The following is a 20,274-nucleotide window of genomic DNA, read 5'->3' on the forward strand; positions in this document are numbered from 1 at the left end:
AAATGACAAAGATGGATAGACTTGCCCCAGTTGCCCAAATAGCCTGTTTGAGCCCAGTAGAGAGCGAATTTGAACAGCTTTTGAATCTATCAAAACGGCAGGCTTCTTCTCATGATGCATCAACATTTGATGGTGAAAAGGAGGCCATTGAAAGCCATGAGGCTGAGCATGAAGAGGGTTTTATTTGGGGGCATGTTGTACCTGTCACGGCTTATGTACCACTTCGGCAGCATATATTTTCGGCGAGTAAAGCTATCAGAATCCATTCGTCTGATGCAGTTAGTGGCAGTCGGCTTAAACTCGAGACCAGTGAACCATTAGCAAATGTGGCTAATTTGCAGCGGCCTAGACGTGCAATACCAGTAGCGAATCATGTTCAATCTCAGTTAAAAGTGAGCAACACTGATGAGGTTGCGATGAATACCCAGGTGTCATCTTCAACGGTGCCAGTCAGCAAGTCTTTGAACACAGCTCAGTCAACAGTAGGTGCGGATAAGATTACGCTCCCTCTGAGGGCAAAGTCTGAACTTTCTCAGCCATTACTCAAGTCGTCACTAATAAAGCAACCTACTACGGCAATGGGGTTTGAGTCAGTAGTGAATGCTCAAGTGTTAGAGGCGCCTGTCGGCAAATCCTTGATAGTAGAGCGCCCAGTTGTGAATTCAGAACAGGCTACGCGCTCACTGACGCGATTACCTCAATCTATTGCGGCAGTGCCTCAACCGACTCAGTCGTCACCAATTAAGTCGCCACTAATAAGTCAGCCGCCCGCTGTTATCGGACGAGAGTCTGGCGCGAATGCTCAAGTGTCAACGACGCTGGTTGGCAAATCCTTGATAGTAGGGCAACCAGTTGTGAATTCAGAACTGGCTACGCGCTCACTGACGACACCACCCCAGTCTATGGCGGCAGTGCTTCAACCGACTCAGTCGTCACGAATTAAGTCGCCACTAATAAGTCAGCCATCCGCTGTTATCGGACGAGAGTCTGGAGCGAATGCTCAAGTGTCAACGACGCTGGTTGGTAAATCCTTGATAGTAGTGCAACCAGTTGTGAATTCAGAACAGGCTACGCGCTCACTGACGACACCACCCCAGTCTATGGCGGCAGTGCCTCAACCGACTCTGTCGTCACCAATTAAATCACCACCAATAAGTCAGCTGGCTGCTATGGAGGGGGAGTCTGGAGTGAATCTTCAAAAGCAATCAGAATTAACAGTTGCTCACTCTAATGTACCTGTTTTGGCTCGAGTACAGCGAGAATCGAATGCTAATAAAGGCTTATCCGCCGGAGAGAAGAAAGAAGACCCGGTTATTAAAGCTTTTGTACCAGTTCATTCAAATTTAGAAGTAAAGGAGGGAGGTCAGCACATAAATAAGGTTTTTATTGAGGAAAAATCTTCAGTTTTAGTAACTCAGATGGAATTACCAAGTCTAGGTTCTAAACTTGTGGCGATTGGAGCTGTGAGTGCAGGCATGACTGTCCAACCTGTATTGTCTTCGTTGATGCTGCATTACCAAATCGCACCCGAGTATTTTACCCAATATGCGCAATTGAACACCTATCGAGTATTTTTTCGCAATAAGTACTACGTATTCCAGTTTGAGGATAACAAAGTGACTAACTTTCTTGAGGATTATTATGACCGTCATTGATGTCACAGCGGCATGCTTAGACATTCTCAAGAGTGCGATTATTATTTTTTCGCTTAGTTTTGTCGTCACGGGAGTTATTGTCGGTCTGTTGCAAACTGTGTTTAGTGTGCAAGATCCAGGCTTACCTATGGCGGCTAAATTAGTTGTATTTATCGTTTTACTTACACAAGTTGGCGGTGGGATTTATGATCAATTCCATCTGCTTTTTGGGCAACTCTAACATTGAATAGTTAAATATTAACTTTTAAACGGAAGGTATTATGAAAAAACTCAGAGAAATTGTTTATAAAACACTCGTAGATGATTTTAATGTGTCACCAAGCTTATTATCTCGCATCGAGGGTGATGATCCTATCGCAATCGAATTGAATGGCGGAGAGGAGATATTTGTTTATATAAATGATAGAACATTGCAAACTTTTATTGAAATCCCCTTGCGTGATCAACGCATGCTTAAAAATAAAGCGCCTAAAATAATAGAGAGTCTCATGTCTGATGAAGACGTTTTCTTCAATATAAAGAAAGAGAAATTAACAGTAGTGACAGAATTTTCCGCAGATATCGCTAATGTAGAACGAGTGTTGGCCGGTAAGCTGAAACTGTTCAATAACATGGTTGCATATATCAAAGTCTAGCCAGTAATTTACATCATTATTCAGGAATGAAATTTCTGCAGTTGATGATTCAAGAGGAATGATTTAGTTAATTTTAATGTTCTTTCATTATTATCTGTTCATCAACTGTCTCCAGTATATCCGACTAAGCTGGCTCCATAATGCACTGAAAAAGTGGCTATTGATTCTAAATCCAACGCAACGCGTGTTCGTCATGTGACTAATGGTGTCATCTATAGCCCTTTTAGCAATCAATTGTCTACCCGATAAAGTATTAAGAATATTTATGTTGTAGGCCATAGCGAAGCTGTTCGACTACAAATGACTTACTTAGAGAAGGAAAGGTGTTGAAGTTTTGGGTAAAGCGTAAAACTGAAGCCGATAAATACTTTCCTAAAGCGCATATATTTGGATATGACGGGTTAGGAGTTTAACTAATAACTCGGGGTCTATTAATTAACTCATTGTATTAAAAAGTTATTTTTAAACTCGTGTTTTTTCACTTTGATTCCAGTTTGTTCATTTGCTTGCTAACGATGGCAGCGGTTAAATATCAAACATTGTGAAGCGTATTGATTTAAAGAGTTGTTTAGAAATGGTAGATCTTAATGTACAAGCGATACAACCTTCTGTATTTGAAGATACCTTTAATAATATTGGTGAAGGTTTTCAAGAGATTATGAATAATTTACAGAAGATAAATGATGGCAAAACGATTACCTTGCAGGATACGTTGGCCTTACAGCAATCGGTATTTCATTACAGCATGTATCAGGAAACAGTAACTAAAATTGCTTCGAAGTCTGCCACTGCAATAAATGATGTCATGAAGGCCCAGTGATGAAAAAACTGTACTGGATAGTTTTTCTTGTACTCTTTGGATGTAATGATCAGGGCCGAGTAGAAGTTGCCAATTTTGATTCCGCTGATGCAGCGAACAAAGTGGTTGTTCTGCTGGCCCGATATCAGGTTTCCGCTTCTTTATCTATTAGTAAGGATCGTCATCTTGTCTATGTTGATAAAGATCACTTAGCTCAGGCGAGAGAAGTGTTAACAAAATTCAATTTCTATTTTGAACGAGAAGATCTCAATGATCTGCTTGAGTCAAAATTTGCTAGCTTGAGTAAGTTAGAGATAGTGAAGGGAAACTTGCTTGAGAGCCGCGAAATATATAACAAAATTAGTGTTATTCCCAATGTGCTACGGAGCAGTGTTATCGTCACTGGGGAAAAAAATAAGCGAGTCTCGGTTATTATTTTTAGCTTTGATGAAATCGAACGTGAAAATAAGTTGAATATTGAGCGTTTTTTGAAAGGCTTAGTTTCAGAGTTGGATACATTAACTGTCAGTTATTTTTTTCAGAATACGGGTAATGAAAAAGTATAAAAAACTTCATCAAACATACTTACATTATTTACTGGTCAATCGGCGACTTTCCCCGGATCAATATAGTGTGCTTACAACACTAACCGAGAGTGAGGTACAGGTATGGTTTACACCTAGACGTTCAAAAATTACTGCTTTAGTGAAAGTATTGGGTAGCGTAGTCATATACCAAGCTCGCAAAGGTGACGCAAGTGATCGATCTTGGCTGCTGAGCAAGCAATATCTCAATCAAAGTCAATATCTCTGGTCAAGTACACTAGGAATTAAACTCGATTCTAATGTGTCAAAAAATATGTGCACCCAAAAACTTGGAGTAGCATTATTGGCTATTCACAATCCACGTCATGCCATCATTTGGGCTTTAAGACTAGGTATATCACTGCCAGAATCCATATTAGCAGTAAAATCTTCAACTAGACTTGATGCCTTTATCTTACAAGTCGCCAAGGATACAGATATCGAACTCAGCGGCGGGTAAAATAACCGTTAAAATTGGATTGAATTTATATGAAAAAAAATACAATACGCCCAGGTGAAACCTGTGATGACTTTTTTGAGCTATTGAGTGGCACAGTCATTGAAAAAGATATTGCAGCTATGCGTAAGTCGCAGAAAATCACAATAACTCAACTAAAATCAATTTATGAATTAGGGGTTAAGTTTTATACTGACTTCCAATTTAAGGAAGCTGAGATTGTTTTTTCTGCCTATGTTGGTTTAAATCCGTATGATCATCGAGGCCCAGGATGTCTAGCTGCCATTTTTTTGGAAAAAGGGCAATTTAAAAAAGCTTTGGAAGTGCTAAACATATTAAAGACTTTCCCGACAAATGATCTAGATGAAACTATTCTCAACATTTCTTTGTGTCATTATAAGTTAAATGAATATACCGAGGCTAGTGTTACCTGGCTTATTGTAAAAGAAGATAATTTAAATGATTTCTATCTGCAACGATATCATTATCTTAAGTCGCAGCTGAGCCCGTATTTACCTTAATTATAGATAGTATTGCAGAGTCAATATGAAACAACCATTTGAATCTAAGTTTTTTCTTGAGATATAAGCCAATTTCATGACTCACACATTTAGCTGTTCTGTGTGAGTGCATTCCCAACCTGTACCATCAAGAGGATACAGGATTCTTAAATTGTAGAGACTCTATAAATGATAGTGAATAATGCACGAGTGTTATCAGATGCGCTAAATTTTGAACAAAAAAGTTCATCTTTGACTGATGCCGATAAAAAAAATCTAAATGATATAGAAAAGTTAGTTAAGTCTGCCTCCCAGCAAGAAGAAAAAACAAATAAAGCTCTGCCATTTACTAAGAGTGAGCCATCTCCATTTCAGACGCTTGCTACTTTTGCTGCCCATCAGAAAGAAGTTGTACGCTCAATGGTTGGCCTGAGCTCTGAAAGCGCGATCGCCTCTGCTTTGGCGGGAAGCATTGAAGCTTATGGTAAACAATTAGCACATATACAAGGTTGGACAACTGGCGGTCTGCCGATGTTCGAAAGTGCAATGAGAGAAATGTTCGAAGGTTTTCTGAAAGATGGTATCACAGGTAATGAAATTGAAGATTTATTTCAGCTAGCCATTATGGATTACATTTCACACTCAGCTGACTTTCCAGATCTCACGCCACAGATGATGGAAGACATGATGCATTTTTTAGAGAGCACGGGTTCTGGTTCACATGGATATCATGAGGGCTGGAATGGACAGAAATTCGCAGATAAAAGTACAGCTATCTTTGACTTTATGTTGAAAAATGCTCCGAAAGACAGCCTGTGTAATGAAGTACTGACATTTTTAAAAGATAAACAAGGCGCACCATCTGCATTAGTCGACCACTTTAAAAATAATTTTGAAAATAAATATTCGTTTATTGGTGATGCTGGATATCCAAGTGATGCAGGTGTCTCGCCTATGTTACGTATGGCACTAATGGCTGCCTATTTAAATAAGTATCCTGACGTAACGCAAGATACGATAAATTTATTTCTCACTGGGTCAGTGGGTGAGTTGAATGACTTTATTAAAAATAATACACCGGGCGGAAGTTATACATCTGCTATGGATTTTCTCTTTAAAAATGATGGTCACGGGGAAGATAGCGGTTGGCGTGAAGTCACTCAAAATGGGCATAAGGTGATTGATTGGGAGGGGGTTGGATTGGATTCCGGTTATTTTAAAGATATGTATACCGACTTTCCACCACGCGAGTTAACCGATGAAGATATTAAAGAAATTAACCGTATCGGCGATCAAGTGAAAATGATCCAGCAGACCCTTAAGTACTGGATTCAGATCTGCCGGGATGAACTCATGGCATTCGCTAGAAATATCTAACAATCAACAGGGAGTTTGCTATGAGTATTAATGGTGTTTCTGGTCTTCAGCCCCAGTGGACATTGCCGTCTACAACCGAAAATGCACCACTTAAAACTATGCAGCCTGTCGCGAATGAATCTAAGTTGGCGATTGCTGACCGTGCGCTCGCCTCACTCGATGTCGAAACGGGGGATGTAACAACGCTATTAATGGTTGCGGCGCAGCAGAAACAAGTGGTGATGGCTATGGCGGGTCAACATTCCGAGGCCGTTATTGCTTCGGCTCTTGCGACGAGTATTGAGGGCTATGGAAGTCAATTAGACATCGTTAATAAGTGGACCAGTGGTGGAAAACCTGCATTCGAGGCCGCCATTATGCAGATGTTTACTGCTATGAAAGAGGGCGGGATTAACGGAATTGAGTACGAGAACATGTTCCAGCTGGTGCTGCTCGATGTGTTGAGTAATAGTAAAGAGTACGGTTTAGAAGACGCTAACTTCTTGAAAGAATTGGGGACTCTACTGGAAAAAACTGGTAGTGGCAGTCATACCAATTGGGATTTTACCCCTGAGCAATTGGGGGCGAAGGTCAATAATGTTTGGAGTACTCTGAATAGTGCGATTCAGGGGGGGAAAATTCCAACGGATAGCATTGCTTACCAAGCTATGTCAGCTATGAGTGGCGGCAATATCTCATCGACGACGCCCACAGAGTTATCGAGTCGCTTTACCTCGTCTGTGTATAACGATCCCAATGCCGGTGGCTGGATCACCAGCGGCCTTAACGATATTAGCCCTATGGCAAGAATTGTGTTGCTGAGCGCGTTAAACGGTGATCAAACAGTATCGGCAGCCGAGGTCGAGACCATTCTCACTGGCAGTAAAGCAGAGGTTGATGGACTACTCACTAAATTAGCCAATATGGATGCGATGGCGTACTTGTTCAGTGCTAAGTGTCCTGGTTGGCAGAATTCGTCGGACACAAATAAGCCTTTACCACCTGGAGTGACTCAGGCCTTCGATTATGACGGAACGATTCAGGCTCAATATTTAACAGATCTTTATAAAAACTTCTCGCCTAGACAGCTTACTGATGAAGATATTAAAGAAATTAACCGTATCGGCGATCAAGTCAAGATGCTGCAGCAGACCCTTAAGTATTGGATTCAGGTCTGCCGTGATGAGCAAATGGCATTCGCAAGGAACATCTAAAGAGTCGTGTTTGTATTAAGTACAAAATAGAAGGGCATGGTAGCACTGGGAACATGCCGCTCGCATCGCGAGAATTTAGATGTGCAAGCTCACTTCAGTAACTCTGATAGTGAGTGCGCATCTATTCCCAGTATCGTCACATGAAAGGAAATAACTATGAGTACATTCATGATTACCGTCGCTGCGCCAAGCATTATTGGTACAGTCGATGAACAGAGCCAGAGTGTTCAGCGCCAAAACACTGCTGCGACAGAATCGGCTAAGCCGAATCAACCCTTACCAGGCAATACGATTGGAGTGTCCGATAGTCAGCTCTGGCGCATGGTGCAAGAGAGTATGAAACTGGCCGCTGAAGCGTTTTCTGGTACCGGTAAAGAAAACTCTGAAGCGAAAAAAACACTGATAGATATTCAAAAAAATACTCAGATCGATGCGCTTAAAGAGCGTATGGCGCAGATTGAAGAACAGAAGCAAGCCCAAAAGAGCCAAGGCATTTGGGGCAAGATTGCTATGGGATTAGGTTTTCTTGCGGCAATTATAATGGCGCCATTCAATCCTGTTATGGCTGCAGTGATGATTGGTTTCATGATTGCTTCGATCGTGTTGCCTAAAATTGTCGATAAGATTATGGAAGCCGCAGGTGTCTCTGAAGAGATCAGGGGCTATGTATCAATGGGATTAGAGATTGCTATTGGCATTATCAGTATGGTGGTCAGTTTCAATCCTGGGAACATGATGGCGACTGCGGGTAAGGCTGTTGCGAGTGGGGCTGCGAAAGTCGCAACTATGGTTGATAAGGCTGTCGACGCAGTTAAAACGTTGAAGTCATTCAGCACTATATCGACAAAAATTCAGGGTATGGTCAACAAAGTTATGAAGTTGATTGAGCCTTTACTCGATAAGATTAAGTCATTTGCAAGTGGTGGTGAAAAGCTGACCTCAAAGATTGCTCAAGCAAGTTCGGTTACTTCAAATGCAACTTCAGTCGTGAGTAGCGGTTACGCGATTAAGTCTGCCGACATTACAAAAGATCTTGAGATTGCTAAAGCAAACCAAGAGGAGTTGGAAACACGTATCCAGCAAATCTTGACCATGCTTAATCAGGCGTTGCGTGCGGTAAGCCATGCTTTTGAATCACTTTTTAAAGTTAATAGTGATCAGCGCGAATACAACGACAAGATTATTTCAATCAATATGTAAGAGGAAGTTAATTTATGAATTTAGTACAAATGAGTGCACTGTCACTACCATCGACAAAATCTGAAGAGACTTCTTCTGTTAATAATCTCAAGCCGATAGATCAAAAAGCATGGGGCAGTTATGAAAACTCATTGAAAGAGGCCAACAAAGGCTCGGTTTCAATGGCTGATTTACTGGCACTTTTAGCACAAATTATTGAGTCGTCTCAACAGGTTCGCGCTCAAGTGATGAAGAATCGCATTGGTGAAGCTGTTGCTACGTCAGAGTTGGCGACTATGCTCGCGCAAGATAAATCTCAAGATGCCAAATTACGCTTCGGTATTACCTTAGCGTCATCTGTGGTTAACATGGGAATGACAACTGCAGCAACTGTTCGAATTGGCCAAACTAAAACGCTGAAGGATAAACACTTATCCAAAATGGGCGACCGAGGGGCTGCGGATACAGGAGGAGTCAAGTTATTAAAAACGACGGATCTTGAGTCTGGTAAAGTCACTAATGTTGATAAGTCTCCTAAAGTCTCAGATCTAACAGCAAAAGAGCTTAATCAATACAGTGCTAATCTTCAGCAGCAGCGTACTGCCAAGTACAACTCTGTCACTCAAATGGGTGGAATGGCTGATGGTATGGTTGGCAATGCAAACGAAATTCAAAATGCTGAACAGGTGAAAGTACAAGAAGAGACTCAAGCGAGCAAAGACTTGAAAGAGAAGTTTGATGCTCAGCTTGATCAATATATTCAAGATCTGACTGCTGAAGCGGTGAAGTTAAATGAGATCCTTGAAGCTGTAGCGAAAGCGAGTTTAGTGACTAACCGATAATACGGAGCAGAGCGAGCCTAAGCTCGCTCTGATTAACTATGCTTCGACCCGTTTCTTTTGCCGTGACACAACGCACCGAAAAAATTTCGGATATTAACCGAACTCAAAAGGCTGGTGACCACCGCCAGCCTCGCCGAGTAAAAGATATAAAGCAAGTCGACAAGCGAACTAAAAAATATCCTCGTCTGTTCCGGGTTAAACGTAAAAATTTAACATTGGATCAGCAAAGGCAATTTGCTCGACAGCTTAATAGCTATCAGCTCAAGGCGTTACGCGATTGGCAAGGTTTCTCTGATAATTTACTTGATGTTAAATCATTAAATGATGCTCAACTTTGGATATTACATGCGGCAGAGCACTGTGAGCACTTATATCCATTAACGTTAAGAAAACAGCTTAAAAAATATATTGCAGATGTTAAGTCTTCCGCAGGGGATATGGATGCTAATAGCAAAACAGTGCAGCAACTTGTCGCTTATGAACATAATTTAGATGGTTTACTGTCATTATTGGCTTTATGTCGCCGTTACTATATTCAAGAGTAAAGTATAAATGCCTACAAATAATCGCCATGTTCGTATCTCGCATTGTCACTTAAAGGGCAAAACACTTGATCCTTATCAGTTATTAAAGGCTAAGTCAGAACGGCTTAGTTGGAATAGATTATCTGATGTGGAGATATATGCCGATAAACAAGCGGTAATCGAATGGTTTGCTATGTTGCGCGATTATTCTGAAACAACAGTTAAAGCGATTGTGGTAGAAGGGATACTAGATAGTCAATTTCATAAAATTACCTTTATTTTAACATTAGTACAAAGTGTTGATTTTGAAGAGGTGACTTCGAAAGATGCTTATCAACAGCTTTATGACTTTGTTTGCAAAACACCTGCTGGAATACGTGATTGGATCGATGATATAGATTTTAAAATGAGTATGGATGTATTAGCACTGTTATCTAGGAATCGGTGAAATATATGAAACAAGAGCGCGTCACTCTCATGCCAAAATATGAGATGAAACCAGCAATGTACCGAGCAGTTAATCAGATTGCTGGGACAACTTTTAATAATCAAGAGATTAGAGTTGATGTGGGGGCTGTATGTCATCGATTTCAGCAGCAGGATTTCATATTACTCAGCTTAAAGCATGTTGGTATCGAGGCTGAACTATATGTTTCTTTATGCGAAGCAGGCAGGTTGCTCGGTTTGGATGTGAACCATCTCGAACAGGATTACTTATCCTATGTAATCACTCAAGTCTTAAGCCAGTATGGATTAGCGTTTAAATCATATCCTGAGATGGATATAGATGAGTTGCCTCTGTTAATGAGTTGCAAACTTATTATAGGAGATTTCAACATATCAGCATTGTTAAAAGTGGATACACTCATTATTGATGCTAACTATTTGAAAACTAGTTTATCTTCATTACCGAAAACGTTAGTTCTGATGGCATCTTGTACTATGTTTAAAACTAGTCTTAGTGTTGAAGAAATATTGTCGTTAACTAATAATGACCTTGTATTGGTTTGTCCAAAGTAAATGAAAACTAGAACGTTTGACTACATTCAACAATTTTTACAGCGCCTCGAAAAAAATGAGAGTGTTATTTTTAGAGATTACCCAGACAATCTATTGCTGCCAGTTTTTCCTTTTTTCCAGTTAATACATCTCGTTAACTTGGAGGCCGTTATTGATCTTATTTTACAATTTGAAATGGCCTCAAAAGGTGTATTTATTCGTGTTGATGGATTTCTTACTCTCACAATAGCTGAGCAAGATTATTCCGAAGATAATGTGAGACGGTTAAGCATTAATTTATTTGAAAAGATGAGATTTTAATATGGCACTTAATCCAGCGTTGACTCGTAGTACTTCTATGCCAGAGTTATCACGTTTAGACTGTGAGGCTCTACCTAGGAATATAGCACGATCTACCTCTTTATTGGACGTTAGAGCTCCAACACTTAGATCTGCGGAACCTCAAATTCCAGAGAGTGTCTCTACTGCCCCTAGTATTTTGGAGACGGAAGAGCCTCATTCTAAAGCTAAGCCTAAAAAGATTAAAGAAAGCACTAAAAAATCAAATAGAGTGAGCACAGAGAAAAAGGCTAAGTTTCATTTGGCTGCTATCGCCGGTGCCGTAACAATCGGTACTGTGTTAGCTCCCTTCACCTTAGGATTTAGTTTATTACCGACGGTATTTGTAGTGATGTATGGTAATGCATCTGCGATAGCTATGTATGGTGGCTCCCAATTTGTCGCTGGCGATAAAGAGAAGAAAAAAGCCCCGCTTGAGCCGCCTAAAGTTGATGCCCCCAAAGATTTACCAACTAAGCGCCCTTTTCATTTACCTCCCCTGGCCGAGCTACCGGAACCTAAGCATACAGAAGATGTGACGGACAAAGACACCGAACGCGGAGATGTTTTTAATAACTGTTTTAACAACGTTAATAACTTTCATAACAGTTGGTATGTCTTTATTAACTCTTCCAAGGATCCAGACATTAATCTGGTTTCAGAAGATCAAGTTAAGACCCCTAACGAGTCGCATGTTAATAATATCGGCACGCAAACAACTGATGCAACATCGATCGGGCGGGTCACGTTACCCTTTGCTGATGCTGCTGAAGTCACTGTTGTCGAGACGCCAGTTAAGGAGCGTCAAGCGCGATTAAAGACGTTAATATCTGAGTGCCAAGAGCAAGCAGATCCGCAGCTGGTAACCTTATTCAATTTACTTCTAAGCGGGGATGATGCATGTGCTCAAATGGTCGAAATAAAAGGGAAAGATGGTGCTACAGCGTATGCTGTTATTCCTAATAGTGAATCATTAGTTATTGATGAACACGATCGTGCGACGGGATCCGATGTACCTAGGCCTTTAGCAGGTACAACAACGAAAACCACAACGCCAGTTGCGACGCAGACGGACGATACACCTGCGACAGTGACGGGCAACGGTTCGCCATCGGTGACAGATGATGGCACTCAAACCGATGTTCCGACAGCCGTCGCAGAAACACCGACGAATGCGGGTACACCAGCTCGTCCGCCTGTCGCGGCGAAGACCACAAACACGCCTTCAATGTCACAGACGGATGGCGTGCCTACGGACGATACCCCTGCAACAGTGGTGCCTGAGGCGAATGCTGCGCAAGGATACACCGGCCGTAAATGGGAGGTGAGTAGTTCAACACCTGTGAATCTGAGTCAGGGTGCGCAAACGGGCAGCAATTACACCCAAGGACCTAGACGTAATCTGGGGACAACCCCAGATGCAGCGCCGAGTACCGCGACTGGTCATCCTCGTGGTTCCGCGGCTGGCAATGGCAGCGGTACAACCCCACCTGTGATGGGCAACGGTTCGCCATCGATAACTGATGATGGCACTCAAACTGATGTTCCGACAGTCGCCGCAGAAACACCGACGAATGCGAGTACACCTGCTCGTCCGCCTGTCGCGGCGAAGACCACAAACACGCCTTCAATGTCACAGACGGATGGCGTGCCTGCGGAAGACATCCCTGCGACAGTGGTGCCTGAGGCGAATGCTGCAAAAGGATACACTGGCCGTAAATGGGAGGTGAGTAGTCCCACCCCGGTGAGTCTGAGTCAGGGTGCGCAAACGGGCAGCAATTACACCCAAGGACCTAGACGTAATCTGGGGACAACCCCAGATGCAGCGCCGAGTACCGCGACTGGTCATCCTCGTGGTTCCGCGGCTGGCAATGGCAGCGGTACAACCCCACCTGTGATGGGCAACGGTTCGCCATCGGTGGCGGAACTAACAGATGATGGCACGCAAGCCGATGTGCCGACAGTCGCCGCAGAAACACCGACGAATGCGGGGACACCAGCTCGTCCGCCTGTCGCGGCGAAGACCACAAACACGCCTTCAATGTCACAGACGGATGGCGTGCCTACGGACGACATCCCTGCGACAGAAATGCCTGAGGCGAATGCTGCACAAGGATACACTGGCCGCAAATGGGAGGTAAGTAGTTCAACACCAGTGAATCTGAGTCAGGGAGCCCAAACGGGCAGCAATTACACCCAAGGACCTAGACGTAATCTGGGGACAACCCCAGATGCAGCGCCGAGTACCGCGACTGGTCATCCTCGTGGTTCCGCGGCTGGCAATGGCAGCGGTACAACCCCACCTGTGATGGGCAACGGTTCGCCATCGATAACTGATGATGGCACTCAAACTGATGTTCCGACAGTCGCCGCAGAAACACCGACGAATGCNTCCGCCTGTCGCGGCGAAGACCACAAACACGCCTTCAATGTCACAGACGGATGGCGTGCCTGCGGAAGACATCCCTGCGACAGTGGTGCCTGAGGCGAATGCTGCAAAAGGATACACTGGCCGTAAATGGGAGGTGAGTAGTCCCACCCCGGTGAGTCTGAGTCAGGGTGCGCAAACGGGCAGCAATTACACCCAAGGATCTAGACGTAATCTGGGGACAACCCCAGATGCAGCGCCGAGTTCAGCGACTGGTCATCGTGGTCCCGCGGCTGGTAATGGCAGCGGTACAACCCCAGCGGTAACGGGCAACGGTTCGCCATCGGTGACGGATGTGACTGATGGTGAAGTTGGTGTTGTTGCAACGTTAGTTAATACATTAACCCCAGTGTCGACTGAGACAGCTGGTCCTGTTATTGCTGCTGAGAGTCAAAAAAGTACTGCTAAACCACAACTTGACCTAGGTAAGATCGAATCGCGCATAGTAGGCCGAGCGGGGGGACATATTCAACATAGGGTACCTAAGTTCTTAGATCGTCCAGAGGCTGGCACGTTAATGGGATCTTGGCGACCTATACCTGAGTCTTTACGAGGTAAAAAAGATTCTGCTGAATTTGAAGAGTGGCGAAAACAAGATTTAGGTCAGTATTTGAAAAGTTTGAATTCGAAGGTCCTGTTGACTCAAGGGGCTACCAGTATGCGGGGACAAAATCATTTTGCCGGTAAATTAAATAATTTAAGGGATCGGGCCGAGATTAAGTCGCAGTTAAATCCCGTTAATCGAATGAATAAATCTGATTACCAGCAAATTTCAGGGTTGGATCTAGTGTCGACCGGACGCTCATATTTACTCGGGACTGCCAGTGGAAAACTGATTGTTACCTCTCCGGTTGTTCGAAGTAATCTGGTTTTAGCGCCTTGAATCAATAGCTAACCTCCAGACTCTCCATCAATTGAAAAGATTAAATCATAAGAGTTCAGGTTTAATCTTTTTTTTTCTTTTGTAGTGAGATTTAAGGATTTAGTAAGCTTAAATTCTAAACCAGAATGAGGTATGTCTTGTATATAGAAATCAATTCATTGCATCGATTAGTTCCACAGATTGCATTTAAGAAAGAGCGTCACTCAAACGTAATAAAGAAGTCTGATCTTCTTATTTATAACGAGGCTAAGTCGTTATTATCTGCTTTAGAAGAGAGAGTCGAGCAATACCAGCAAATGCTTGAAGAGCAAGTGGTGCAACTGATCGAGGAGAAAGAGCAGGCGCTCAATCTTCACGCTAATAATTTATATAATGAGATAGAAGAAGAATTTCAGGTTAATCAAGAGCGTTGGTTTGACGAAGCCAATCAACAGCTTGTCGATATTGTTGAAGAACAGTATCAAAGTCTTAGTTTGTTGAAAGATGAACTGAAAAACCGACTCGCTGAAACCGTAAAATTGCGTTTAACAGAACTGAGTCTTAATGAGTATTTAATCGGACATCTTGTGGACTTACTCCATGCTGAAATAGACGATCAGGCAAGACATTTGTCTGTAGAGCATACCTATGTCAATGGATTCGCCGTGCTGACGATAGAGAATGACGACAAGATTATTAGCATAGAAACTCAGTCGATTGTTGAAGCACTACGGACTAGCTTGGAGACGGTATGATTAAGCGTCTTCGTCGGTTTCCTATCAAGTTTAATCCCAGCAGTGTGATTATCGCATTTGCGTTGCCAACTATTATTTTGTTCACCCTTCCCGGAGTGGTGATCGATCTGTTTATTTTAATTAGTTTTATTAGTTCAGTGTTGCTGCTGGTTATCATGCTTGAGAATGATCAACCTCTAATGGTGACATTTTTACCAACGGTCGTATTGTTACTGACGACCTTTCGCTTGTTATTGTCTATCGCAACGACCCGAAACATTATTGCGAATGAAGATGTAGGTAATGTGATTGAAACCGTGGGGGAGTTTGTGATGGGAGGGAACCTTATTTCAGGGTTACTCATCTTTATCATTATCACCATAGTGCAATTTTTAGTTGTTACCAAAGGTGGCGAAAGGGTCGCGGAAGTGGGGGCCAGATTCTCTCTGGATGCCTTACCTGGTAGACAAATGACGATTGACGGCGATTTAAAAAGCGGTCTTATTACAGGTGAACAAGCACAAAAGTTACGCTCTGATTTAAGCACCGAAAATCGGCTATTTGGTTCGCTTGATGGGGCAATGAAATTCGTCAAAGGTGACGCTATTGCTGGTATTTTGATCAGCTTGGTTAACCTGTTTGGTGGCATTTATGTGGGGGTTAATCAGTTTGATCTCTCGCTATCTGAAAGTGTTAGCAGATTCTCTGTACTGACGATAGGTGATGGTCTTGTCTCGCAGATCCCAAGCTTATTGTTATCAATCGCTTGCGGTGTGTATCTCACGCGTATTAAAGGGGATGAAGAATCTAGTTCATTTATGGGGCAGATGGCAAAGCAGGTTAGCCGTTTTTGGAAAAGCCTGTTAGTTATTGGAGCCTTGATTTTATTACTCGGTCTACTCAGTCCAAGTCTGTTCTATGTGTGTATGACGTTATTTATCTTATGTACACTGTCAGCGTTCTTACTGTGGCGAGTGCAAGGCAAGCCAAAAACTGTCGTAAATACAGGCATTGCCGGCAGTGGACTATATGAATCTCTTACATTTGTGCTAAGGGAACCTCAGCATTGCACCTTGGTAGAAACTAGTCTTGTACAGATTGAGAAAGCACTTTGGGGCCAAGCCCTCGGCGCCCCTATTATCACAGTAGATGAGCAACTTACTGTTGATATAGAAGTTCATATTTCGGGTATTCGTATTTATAGCTTCTCACATGATGAGTCTGCAGAGCTAATCGAAGTACTTGGGGACGAAATTTTTGTTAGCGATGCTGCCACCCAAAATATCGCTACGATTGTGCAATATTTTTTACGGAAATGCTTAGTTGAAAAGTATAACCTTCAATACACCAGCAATATTATTGAAGGACTTGCAAGCCAAAGTGAAGTGATTAAAAACGAAATCGACTCGGCACTTGGTTTGAACCGTGTCCATGATGTGATTAAAGAAATGATCCGTGCTCGCGAGTTTTATCTCGATAGGGTGACTTTCTTTGAGGCATTAATTTATTGGTCTCGTATCGATAATGAGTCTAAAAATTGGCTCAATCGGATTCGAAATCAAGCAAGATATGAAATCACCTCACGTTTAATGAATTCTGAGGGAAAAATCTATGTTGCGCTGTTGAGTTCTGAACTAACCGAGTGCATTGAAACCTTTGTCATGGGGGAGAGTGAGGATTTAGATAGCTTAATTGAGCTTCAGTCAGCATTACGCCAGGAAGTTCTGCGAATGACCTCACTATATGGAAGTAAGCCGACTTTAGTTGTGAACGATAATGAAATTAATTCGGTTAAATCTTTCTTCCAGCAGGTGGTATCAACTATTTCAGTATGTAGCCACGGTGATATAGCTGATCCAAGTTGTGTTGTGAGTTCCGAACCACTACAAGTTTTGATCTAAATTTATGTCAAACGAATCAACTGAACCCAAAAAATATCCGCCAACGGAGAAGAAGCTTCGGGAGTTAAGAAAAAAAGGTCAGTTTCCAAAAACTGAACTAGCAGAACCGACCATGGAGTTAGTGGTATTTGCAGTGATATTTATTGGTACAATTTATTTTATTTTTGATTCGTCAAATGATTGGTTTGAGGTAATGTTATATGCAGATATACAGACAGGCTTAGACATTATTTACACTGTGATTGCGTGGGGTATATTCATACTGCTAATGATTAAGCTCGTCATGGCAGCTATTAGTTGGGTAATGCTAAATAAGAATGTTATTAATACTGAGTCATTAGGTCTTAAAATGGAAAAGATTAGCCCAGTTACGGGGGCTAAAAATATATTTGGAATTGAGGCAATATCCCGTTCATTACGTAAGGTGCTAGAGTTAACGTTTTTGTTGTTTTTGCTTAAATATGTTTTTGATATTGGTGGCGCAGAATTGACTAGGTTGGCACAAATAAACAATGTGTCATACTTTATTTATAATCTAATGCTGTATGTGGGCTTGGTTTCCTTATTGTTTTTTGTTTATGGCGTAAGTTTAGGTTGTGTAGATTTTATGGCTGAGAGTTATCACTTTAATCATAAAAACCGTATGACGTTTACTGAAATGAAAAATGAAATGAAAGAAACGGAAGGCTCGCCAGAAATGAAGTCTGAACGCAAACGGCAAATGCGAGAAGTCATGGATGCGCCAATGACTAAAGGGCGTACACCAACTTTTGCTATTGCAAATCCTACGCATATCTTAGTGCCTATTTGCTATGACTGCATGATAGATAAAGTCCCTGTCGTGCTCAAGATTACAACTGAATCATTTGCATTGGATGAACGCCGTAGATTAGAGGCGCTTAATATTCCGATTTTGGAACATATAGGGCTTGCAAGGGCATTCTATAAAAGTATGCGTACTGGTGAAGACTATATTCCTAAAGAGTTTTACCGTCATATCGCTTTTATTCTCTTAGAATTAAATAAGCAGGAAAGTGCAAAAAATGTTTAGAAATTGGCTTTGGATAGGGGTGATAGTTGGACTCACTTCATGTGCCCAGAATGTGAAAGATGATTCAATAATATGGGATCATGAATGGAAACAAGATATTTATAATTTACTGTTTTCTGAGATTGATGATGTAGATCATCTACGTTATTGGGTAAAGAGAATACCTGAATATGTAGATGGTTCACCACATCAAACGACATGTATTGAAGTTTCTACGCCTTCTCATCCAAGTCGGCTCTATCTCGCTAATTTACATACCTATGCGTTAAGCGAGGTAAGCAGTTGTCAAGGTGAATATTGGCTCTATTCAAATCTTATTAATGTAGTGAAGGGTAATAAAGTTTCTGGCAGTCACCATTCAACTGCCGCTGATACTGGTCGATCTATAGCAGGTGATCGTTGGAGTTCGGACGATGGGAAATATTGGATAGTAGACGATCAATCATCATGCGCATTAGATAATAGATTCGATATTTGTCGTACTCAGTCTAAACACGTACGTTTAGTATTTAATGAGCTATTTATGGTGAATGAATCAGCTCTGACACCAGATGGTAGAAATATGTTGGTTCGCATGATTGAAGATCTGCGTGGAAAGCCAATAGAAAGCATATTGGTTTATGGCATTGCTGATTCATCAGGAGCTTATGAGAGTAATCGACATCTAGCTGATGCGCGCGCTAAAAGCGTGAAATACTTTTTACAAACTGAAGGTATGAGAAATACGCCCATTTTTTTACGCGGTAGTGTTGAAAATGGTTTACCTACTGCTGAACAGCGTATTACTCAGCGCCGCTTTATGATTGAGATGAAGTTTAATTACGATGAAAAATAAAAAATTTACCTTATTTATAATGGAATTTACCCACTTAGTGCAAGCTTCAAGCCTATCGCTAGATGAACACCAAGCATTATTATGTCATTTTGGTGATGTAAGCTGCCGCATTGAAGATGGTGCTCGCGTTGGCCTTGCCAACACTATCTTGATTATGGTTGAACTCGATATTGAGCATTTCCCTGCAGATATTGCGTTAAAGATAAATGCTAATTTTTCATTAACATCGGGTGGATATATTGCTAAGTTTAAGTCGAATGATTATTTCTATGTGCGTAATATGCCTTTACCGGACCATCCTCAAGGTTTATTAAAAGCGTTGAGTGATACTGTGAGTATTGCAAATATATTGAGAAAAGAGTTGAACTTGCATGTGGTTAGTTGAATTCGTTGATGGCCACCTGCATGGCGTAATATTACCAGTCGAACCAAAACTAGTTATTACAGGGTCAAATAAAGATATAGATGCAGAAACGCTTTATGTTCCAGAAATTTTGCCTGTAAGTACTCGTTGGGAGTTTTGCAATGATAAAAATATCATCTGTATTAGAGGAACAAGAAAAAACGACCGATTAAAAAAACTGAAGTCAGGCCGTATCTATCGCTTAAGAGGCATAGCCTTTTTTGTTTATCAAGAAGGTAAACGTAAACCACAATGGTTAAGCTATCTAGCTCGAAAATATCAAGCACTCATTATGCTAACTTTGTTGCTTAATGCTGGATTGGGTCTAGGTATGTGGATGGTATATCAAGCTAACCAGTACACGCAAATTGCAGAACACTTAACTCAACTCAATGGTAGTTACGTCAAGAATGGCAAGCTTAAGGTGCCCAATAGCGCCTCCTTTTTGTTGTTGCCTGAGGCTTTGCAAGCAAATGCTGAGATTGTTGAAGCAAATAATTTGCAAATTCTCTCACAACCTGTTGTGGAATTAGTCTCAAGCGATTCGAAGCAGCCTGTTAGTTATAAGGTAATAAATAAAGTCGATCGTGATCAAATCCAGGTTGAGACCTTTGAAACTGATAATCGAGTTATGGCTGTGTTAGGCGAATATGGTTTGTCGTTTAATAAGATAAATGATACTTGGTTTGTCAATGATAACGCCAAAGCTGCAATTGTGCTAAGAGCTAATGGGCTACAGGATATTATCCCATCCGTTTCAGTTCGGAATGATAGCACTCAAGTTATTGATAATGCCAACTTTCCATATTCAATCTTTTACTCATCGACATCAAGAGGGTATATATATGACGACAAGTATCGATATTGGGTTGGTAGTAATGTACCACTTCTAGGTGTGATTCAGTCTATTTCACGTAATAAGGTCATTTTTAAAGACCGCAATCAAACACGCGTATATTTTATTCAATCATAATAGG

At 41.7% G+C, this 20,274-nt stretch carries 22 protein-coding genes; all 22 read left to right on the forward strand.

Features of this window, described 5'->3' with window-relative positions; translation table 11 throughout:
* Positions 1-2: 2 nt before the first annotated feature.
* The 22 genes from HUB64_RS22520 to HUB64_RS22625 all read left to right on the forward strand — a co-directional run bounded on the left by HUB64_RS22520 (position 3) and on the right by HUB64_RS22625 (position 20,270).
* On the forward strand, positions 3-1,655 hold the full coding sequence (locus HUB64_RS22520) for a hypothetical protein (protein ID WP_173497861.1): 1,653 nt from the start codon (positions 3-5) through the stop codon (positions 1,653-1,655).
* Complete coding sequence (locus HUB64_RS22525; protein WP_173248286.1) at positions 1,642-1,875, forward strand: flagellar biosynthetic protein FliQ; 234 nt, start codon at positions 1,642-1,644, stop codon at positions 1,873-1,875. Before HUB64_RS22520 ends, HUB64_RS22525 begins: the two co-directional genes overlap by 14 nt.
* Positions 1,876-1,915: 40 nt before the next feature.
* The gene (locus HUB64_RS22530) at positions 1,916-2,290 is read left to right on the forward strand and encodes a hypothetical protein (RefSeq protein WP_173248284.1); all 375 of its coding nucleotides are present in this window, start codon (positions 1,916-1,918) and stop codon (positions 2,288-2,290) included.
* Between the two features lie 541 nt (positions 2,291-2,831).
* Entirely contained in the window at positions 2,832-3,110 is a 279-nt protein-coding gene (gene sctI / locus HUB64_RS22535) for a type III secretion system inner rod subunit SctI (protein WP_263162474.1), read from the forward strand.
* Complete coding sequence (locus HUB64_RS22540) at positions 3,110-3,655, forward strand: type III secretion protein (RefSeq protein WP_173248282.1); 546 nt, start codon at positions 3,110-3,112, stop codon at positions 3,653-3,655. The genes sctI and HUB64_RS22540 overlap by 1 nt, the downstream gene beginning before the upstream one ends.
* Positions 3,642-4,133 carry a regulator gene (locus HUB64_RS22545; protein WP_173248280.1) on the forward strand — a complete coding sequence of 164 codons (492 nt, stop codon included), beginning with the start codon at positions 3,642-3,644 and terminating at the stop codon, positions 4,131-4,133. The genes HUB64_RS22540 and HUB64_RS22545 overlap by 14 nt, the downstream gene beginning before the upstream one ends.
* A 29-nt stretch (positions 4,134-4,162) precedes the next feature.
* Positions 4,163-4,651, forward strand: a complete 489-nt coding sequence (locus HUB64_RS22550) for a M48 family metallopeptidase (protein WP_173248278.1) — start codon at positions 4,163-4,165, stop codon at positions 4,649-4,651.
* A 168-nt stretch (positions 4,652-4,819) separates the two neighbouring features.
* Positions 4,820-6,007: a hypothetical protein gene (locus HUB64_RS22555; protein ID WP_173248276.1), complete on the forward strand. Its 1,188-nt coding sequence runs from the start codon at positions 4,820-4,822 to the stop codon at positions 6,005-6,007.
* Between the two features lie 20 nt (positions 6,008-6,027).
* On the forward strand, positions 6,028-7,200 hold the full coding sequence (locus HUB64_RS22560; RefSeq protein WP_173248274.1) for a hypothetical protein: 1,173 nt from the start codon (positions 6,028-6,030) through the stop codon (positions 7,198-7,200).
* Between the two features lie 156 nt (positions 7,201-7,356).
* Positions 7,357-8,400: a VspD gene (locus HUB64_RS22565; RefSeq protein WP_173248272.1), complete on the forward strand. Its 1,044-nt coding sequence runs from the start codon at positions 7,357-7,359 to the stop codon at positions 8,398-8,400.
* A 14-nt stretch (positions 8,401-8,414) separates the two neighbouring features.
* Positions 8,415-9,221 (forward strand): type III secretion system protein, encoded by an 807-nt coding sequence (locus HUB64_RS22570; protein ID WP_173248270.1) that lies wholly within the window; start codon positions 8,415-8,417, stop codon positions 9,219-9,221.
* Positions 9,222-9,259: 38 nt separating this feature from the next.
* On the forward strand, positions 9,260-9,766 hold the full coding sequence (locus tag HUB64_RS22575) for a hypothetical protein (RefSeq protein ID WP_028759493.1): 507 nt from the start codon (positions 9,260-9,262) through the stop codon (positions 9,764-9,766).
* A 7-nt stretch (positions 9,767-9,773) separates the two neighbouring features.
* Entirely contained in the window at positions 9,774-10,193 is a 420-nt protein-coding gene (locus HUB64_RS22580; protein WP_049821674.1) for a hypothetical protein, read from the forward strand.
* A 5-nt stretch (positions 10,194-10,198) separates the two neighbouring features.
* The gene (locus HUB64_RS22585) at positions 10,199-10,765 is read left to right on the forward strand and encodes a hypothetical protein (protein WP_173497862.1); all 567 of its coding nucleotides are present in this window, start codon (positions 10,199-10,201) and stop codon (positions 10,763-10,765) included.
* Positions 10,766-11,065: a hypothetical protein gene (locus HUB64_RS22590; protein WP_173497863.1), complete on the forward strand. Its 300-nt coding sequence runs from the start codon at positions 10,766-10,768 to the stop codon at positions 11,063-11,065.
* A gap of 2,447 nt (positions 11,066-13,512) precedes the next feature.
* Complete coding sequence (locus tag HUB64_RS23275; RefSeq protein WP_254451472.1) at positions 13,513-14,394, forward strand: hypothetical protein; 882 nt, start codon at positions 13,513-13,515, stop codon at positions 14,392-14,394.
* A 137-nt stretch (positions 14,395-14,531) separates the two neighbouring features.
* Complete coding sequence (locus HUB64_RS22600; RefSeq protein ID WP_173248264.1) at positions 14,532-15,128, forward strand: hypothetical protein; 597 nt, start codon at positions 14,532-14,534, stop codon at positions 15,126-15,128.
* Positions 15,125-17,008, forward strand: coding sequence for an FHIPEP family type III secretion protein (locus HUB64_RS22605; protein ID WP_173248262.1), 1,884 nt, complete (start codon positions 15,125-15,127; stop codon positions 17,006-17,008). The genes HUB64_RS22600 and HUB64_RS22605 overlap by 4 nt, the downstream gene beginning before the upstream one ends.
* A gap of 4 nt (positions 17,009-17,012) precedes the next feature.
* Positions 17,013-18,059: an EscU/YscU/HrcU family type III secretion system export apparatus switch protein gene (locus HUB64_RS22610; RefSeq protein WP_173497956.1), complete on the forward strand. Its 1,047-nt coding sequence runs from the start codon at positions 17,013-17,015 to the stop codon at positions 18,057-18,059.
* Positions 18,052-18,894 carry an OmpA family protein gene (locus HUB64_RS22615; protein ID WP_173497990.1) on the forward strand — a complete coding sequence of 281 codons (843 nt, stop codon included), beginning with the start codon at positions 18,052-18,054 and terminating at the stop codon, positions 18,892-18,894. The genes HUB64_RS22610 and HUB64_RS22615 overlap by 8 nt, the downstream gene beginning before the upstream one ends.
* Positions 18,884-19,279, forward strand: a complete 396-nt coding sequence (locus tag HUB64_RS22620; protein ID WP_254451473.1) for a hypothetical protein — start codon at positions 18,884-18,886, stop codon at positions 19,277-19,279. Before HUB64_RS22615 ends, HUB64_RS22620 begins: the two co-directional genes overlap by 11 nt.
* The gene (locus tag HUB64_RS22625) at positions 19,266-20,270 is read left to right on the forward strand and encodes a hypothetical protein (RefSeq protein WP_173497957.1); all 1,005 of its coding nucleotides are present in this window, start codon (positions 19,266-19,268) and stop codon (positions 20,268-20,270) included. The genes HUB64_RS22620 and HUB64_RS22625 overlap by 14 nt, the downstream gene beginning before the upstream one ends.
* Positions 20,271-20,274: the final 4 nt, after the last annotated feature.

Source organism: Shewanella sp. ISTPL2, from assembly GCF_013283205.1.
Taxonomy (GTDB): domain Bacteria; phylum Pseudomonadota; class Gammaproteobacteria; order Enterobacterales; family Shewanellaceae; genus Shewanella; species Shewanella oncorhynchi.

Bases quoted from the DNA above. Each gene is read 5' to 3' on its own strand.
- HUB64_RS22625 (WP_173497957.1), top strand. From the start codon at position 19,266: ATGTGGTTAGTTGAATTCGTTGATGGCCACCTGCATGGCGTAATATTA.
- HUB64_RS22550 (WP_173248278.1), top strand. From the start codon at position 4,163: ATGAAAAAAAATACAATACGCCCAGGTGAAACCTGTGATGACTTTTTT.
- HUB64_RS22575 (WP_028759493.1), top strand. From the start codon at position 9,260: ATGCTTCGACCCGTTTCTTTTGCCGTGACACAACGCACCGAAAAAATT.
- HUB64_RS22540 (WP_173248282.1), top strand. From the start codon at position 3,110: ATGAAAAAACTGTACTGGATAGTTTTTCTTGTACTCTTTGGATGTAAT.
- HUB64_RS22610 (WP_173497956.1), top strand. From the start codon at position 17,013: ATGTCAAACGAATCAACTGAACCCAAAAAATATCCGCCAACGGAGAAG.
- HUB64_RS22615 (WP_173497990.1), top strand. From the start codon at position 18,052: ATGTTTAGAAATTGGCTTTGGATAGGGGTGATAGTTGGACTCACTTCA.
- HUB64_RS22555 (WP_173248276.1), top strand. From the start codon at position 4,820: ATGATAGTGAATAATGCACGAGTGTTATCAGATGCGCTAAATTTTGAA.
- HUB64_RS22585 (WP_173497862.1), top strand. From the start codon at position 10,199: ATGAAACAAGAGCGCGTCACTCTCATGCCAAAATATGAGATGAAACCA.
- HUB64_RS22545 (WP_173248280.1), top strand. From the start codon at position 3,642: ATGAAAAAGTATAAAAAACTTCATCAAACATACTTACATTATTTACTG.
- HUB64_RS22565 (WP_173248272.1), top strand. From the start codon at position 7,357: ATGAGTACATTCATGATTACCGTCGCTGCGCCAAGCATTATTGGTACA.
- HUB64_RS22520 (WP_173497861.1), top strand. From the start codon at position 3: ATGACAAAGATGGATAGACTTGCCCCAGTTGCCCAAATAGCCTGTTTG.
- HUB64_RS22605 (WP_173248262.1), top strand. From the start codon at position 15,125: ATGATTAAGCGTCTTCGTCGGTTTCCTATCAAGTTTAATCCCAGCAGT.
- HUB64_RS22620 (WP_254451473.1), top strand. From the start codon at position 18,884: ATGAAAAATAAAAAATTTACCTTATTTATAATGGAATTTACCCACTTA.
- HUB64_RS22580 (WP_049821674.1), top strand. From the start codon at position 9,774: ATGCCTACAAATAATCGCCATGTTCGTATCTCGCATTGTCACTTAAAG.
- HUB64_RS22525 (WP_173248286.1), top strand. From the start codon at position 1,642: ATGACCGTCATTGATGTCACAGCGGCATGCTTAGACATTCTCAAGAGT.
- HUB64_RS22530 (WP_173248284.1), top strand. From the start codon at position 1,916: ATGAAAAAACTCAGAGAAATTGTTTATAAAACACTCGTAGATGATTTT.
- HUB64_RS22560 (WP_173248274.1), top strand. From the start codon at position 6,028: ATGAGTATTAATGGTGTTTCTGGTCTTCAGCCCCAGTGGACATTGCCG.
- HUB64_RS23275 (WP_254451472.1), top strand. From the start codon at position 13,513: ATGTCACAGACGGATGGCGTGCCTGCGGAAGACATCCCTGCGACAGTG.
- HUB64_RS22570 (WP_173248270.1), top strand. From the start codon at position 8,415: ATGAATTTAGTACAAATGAGTGCACTGTCACTACCATCGACAAAATCT.
- HUB64_RS22590 (WP_173497863.1), top strand. From the start codon at position 10,766: ATGAAAACTAGAACGTTTGACTACATTCAACAATTTTTACAGCGCCTC.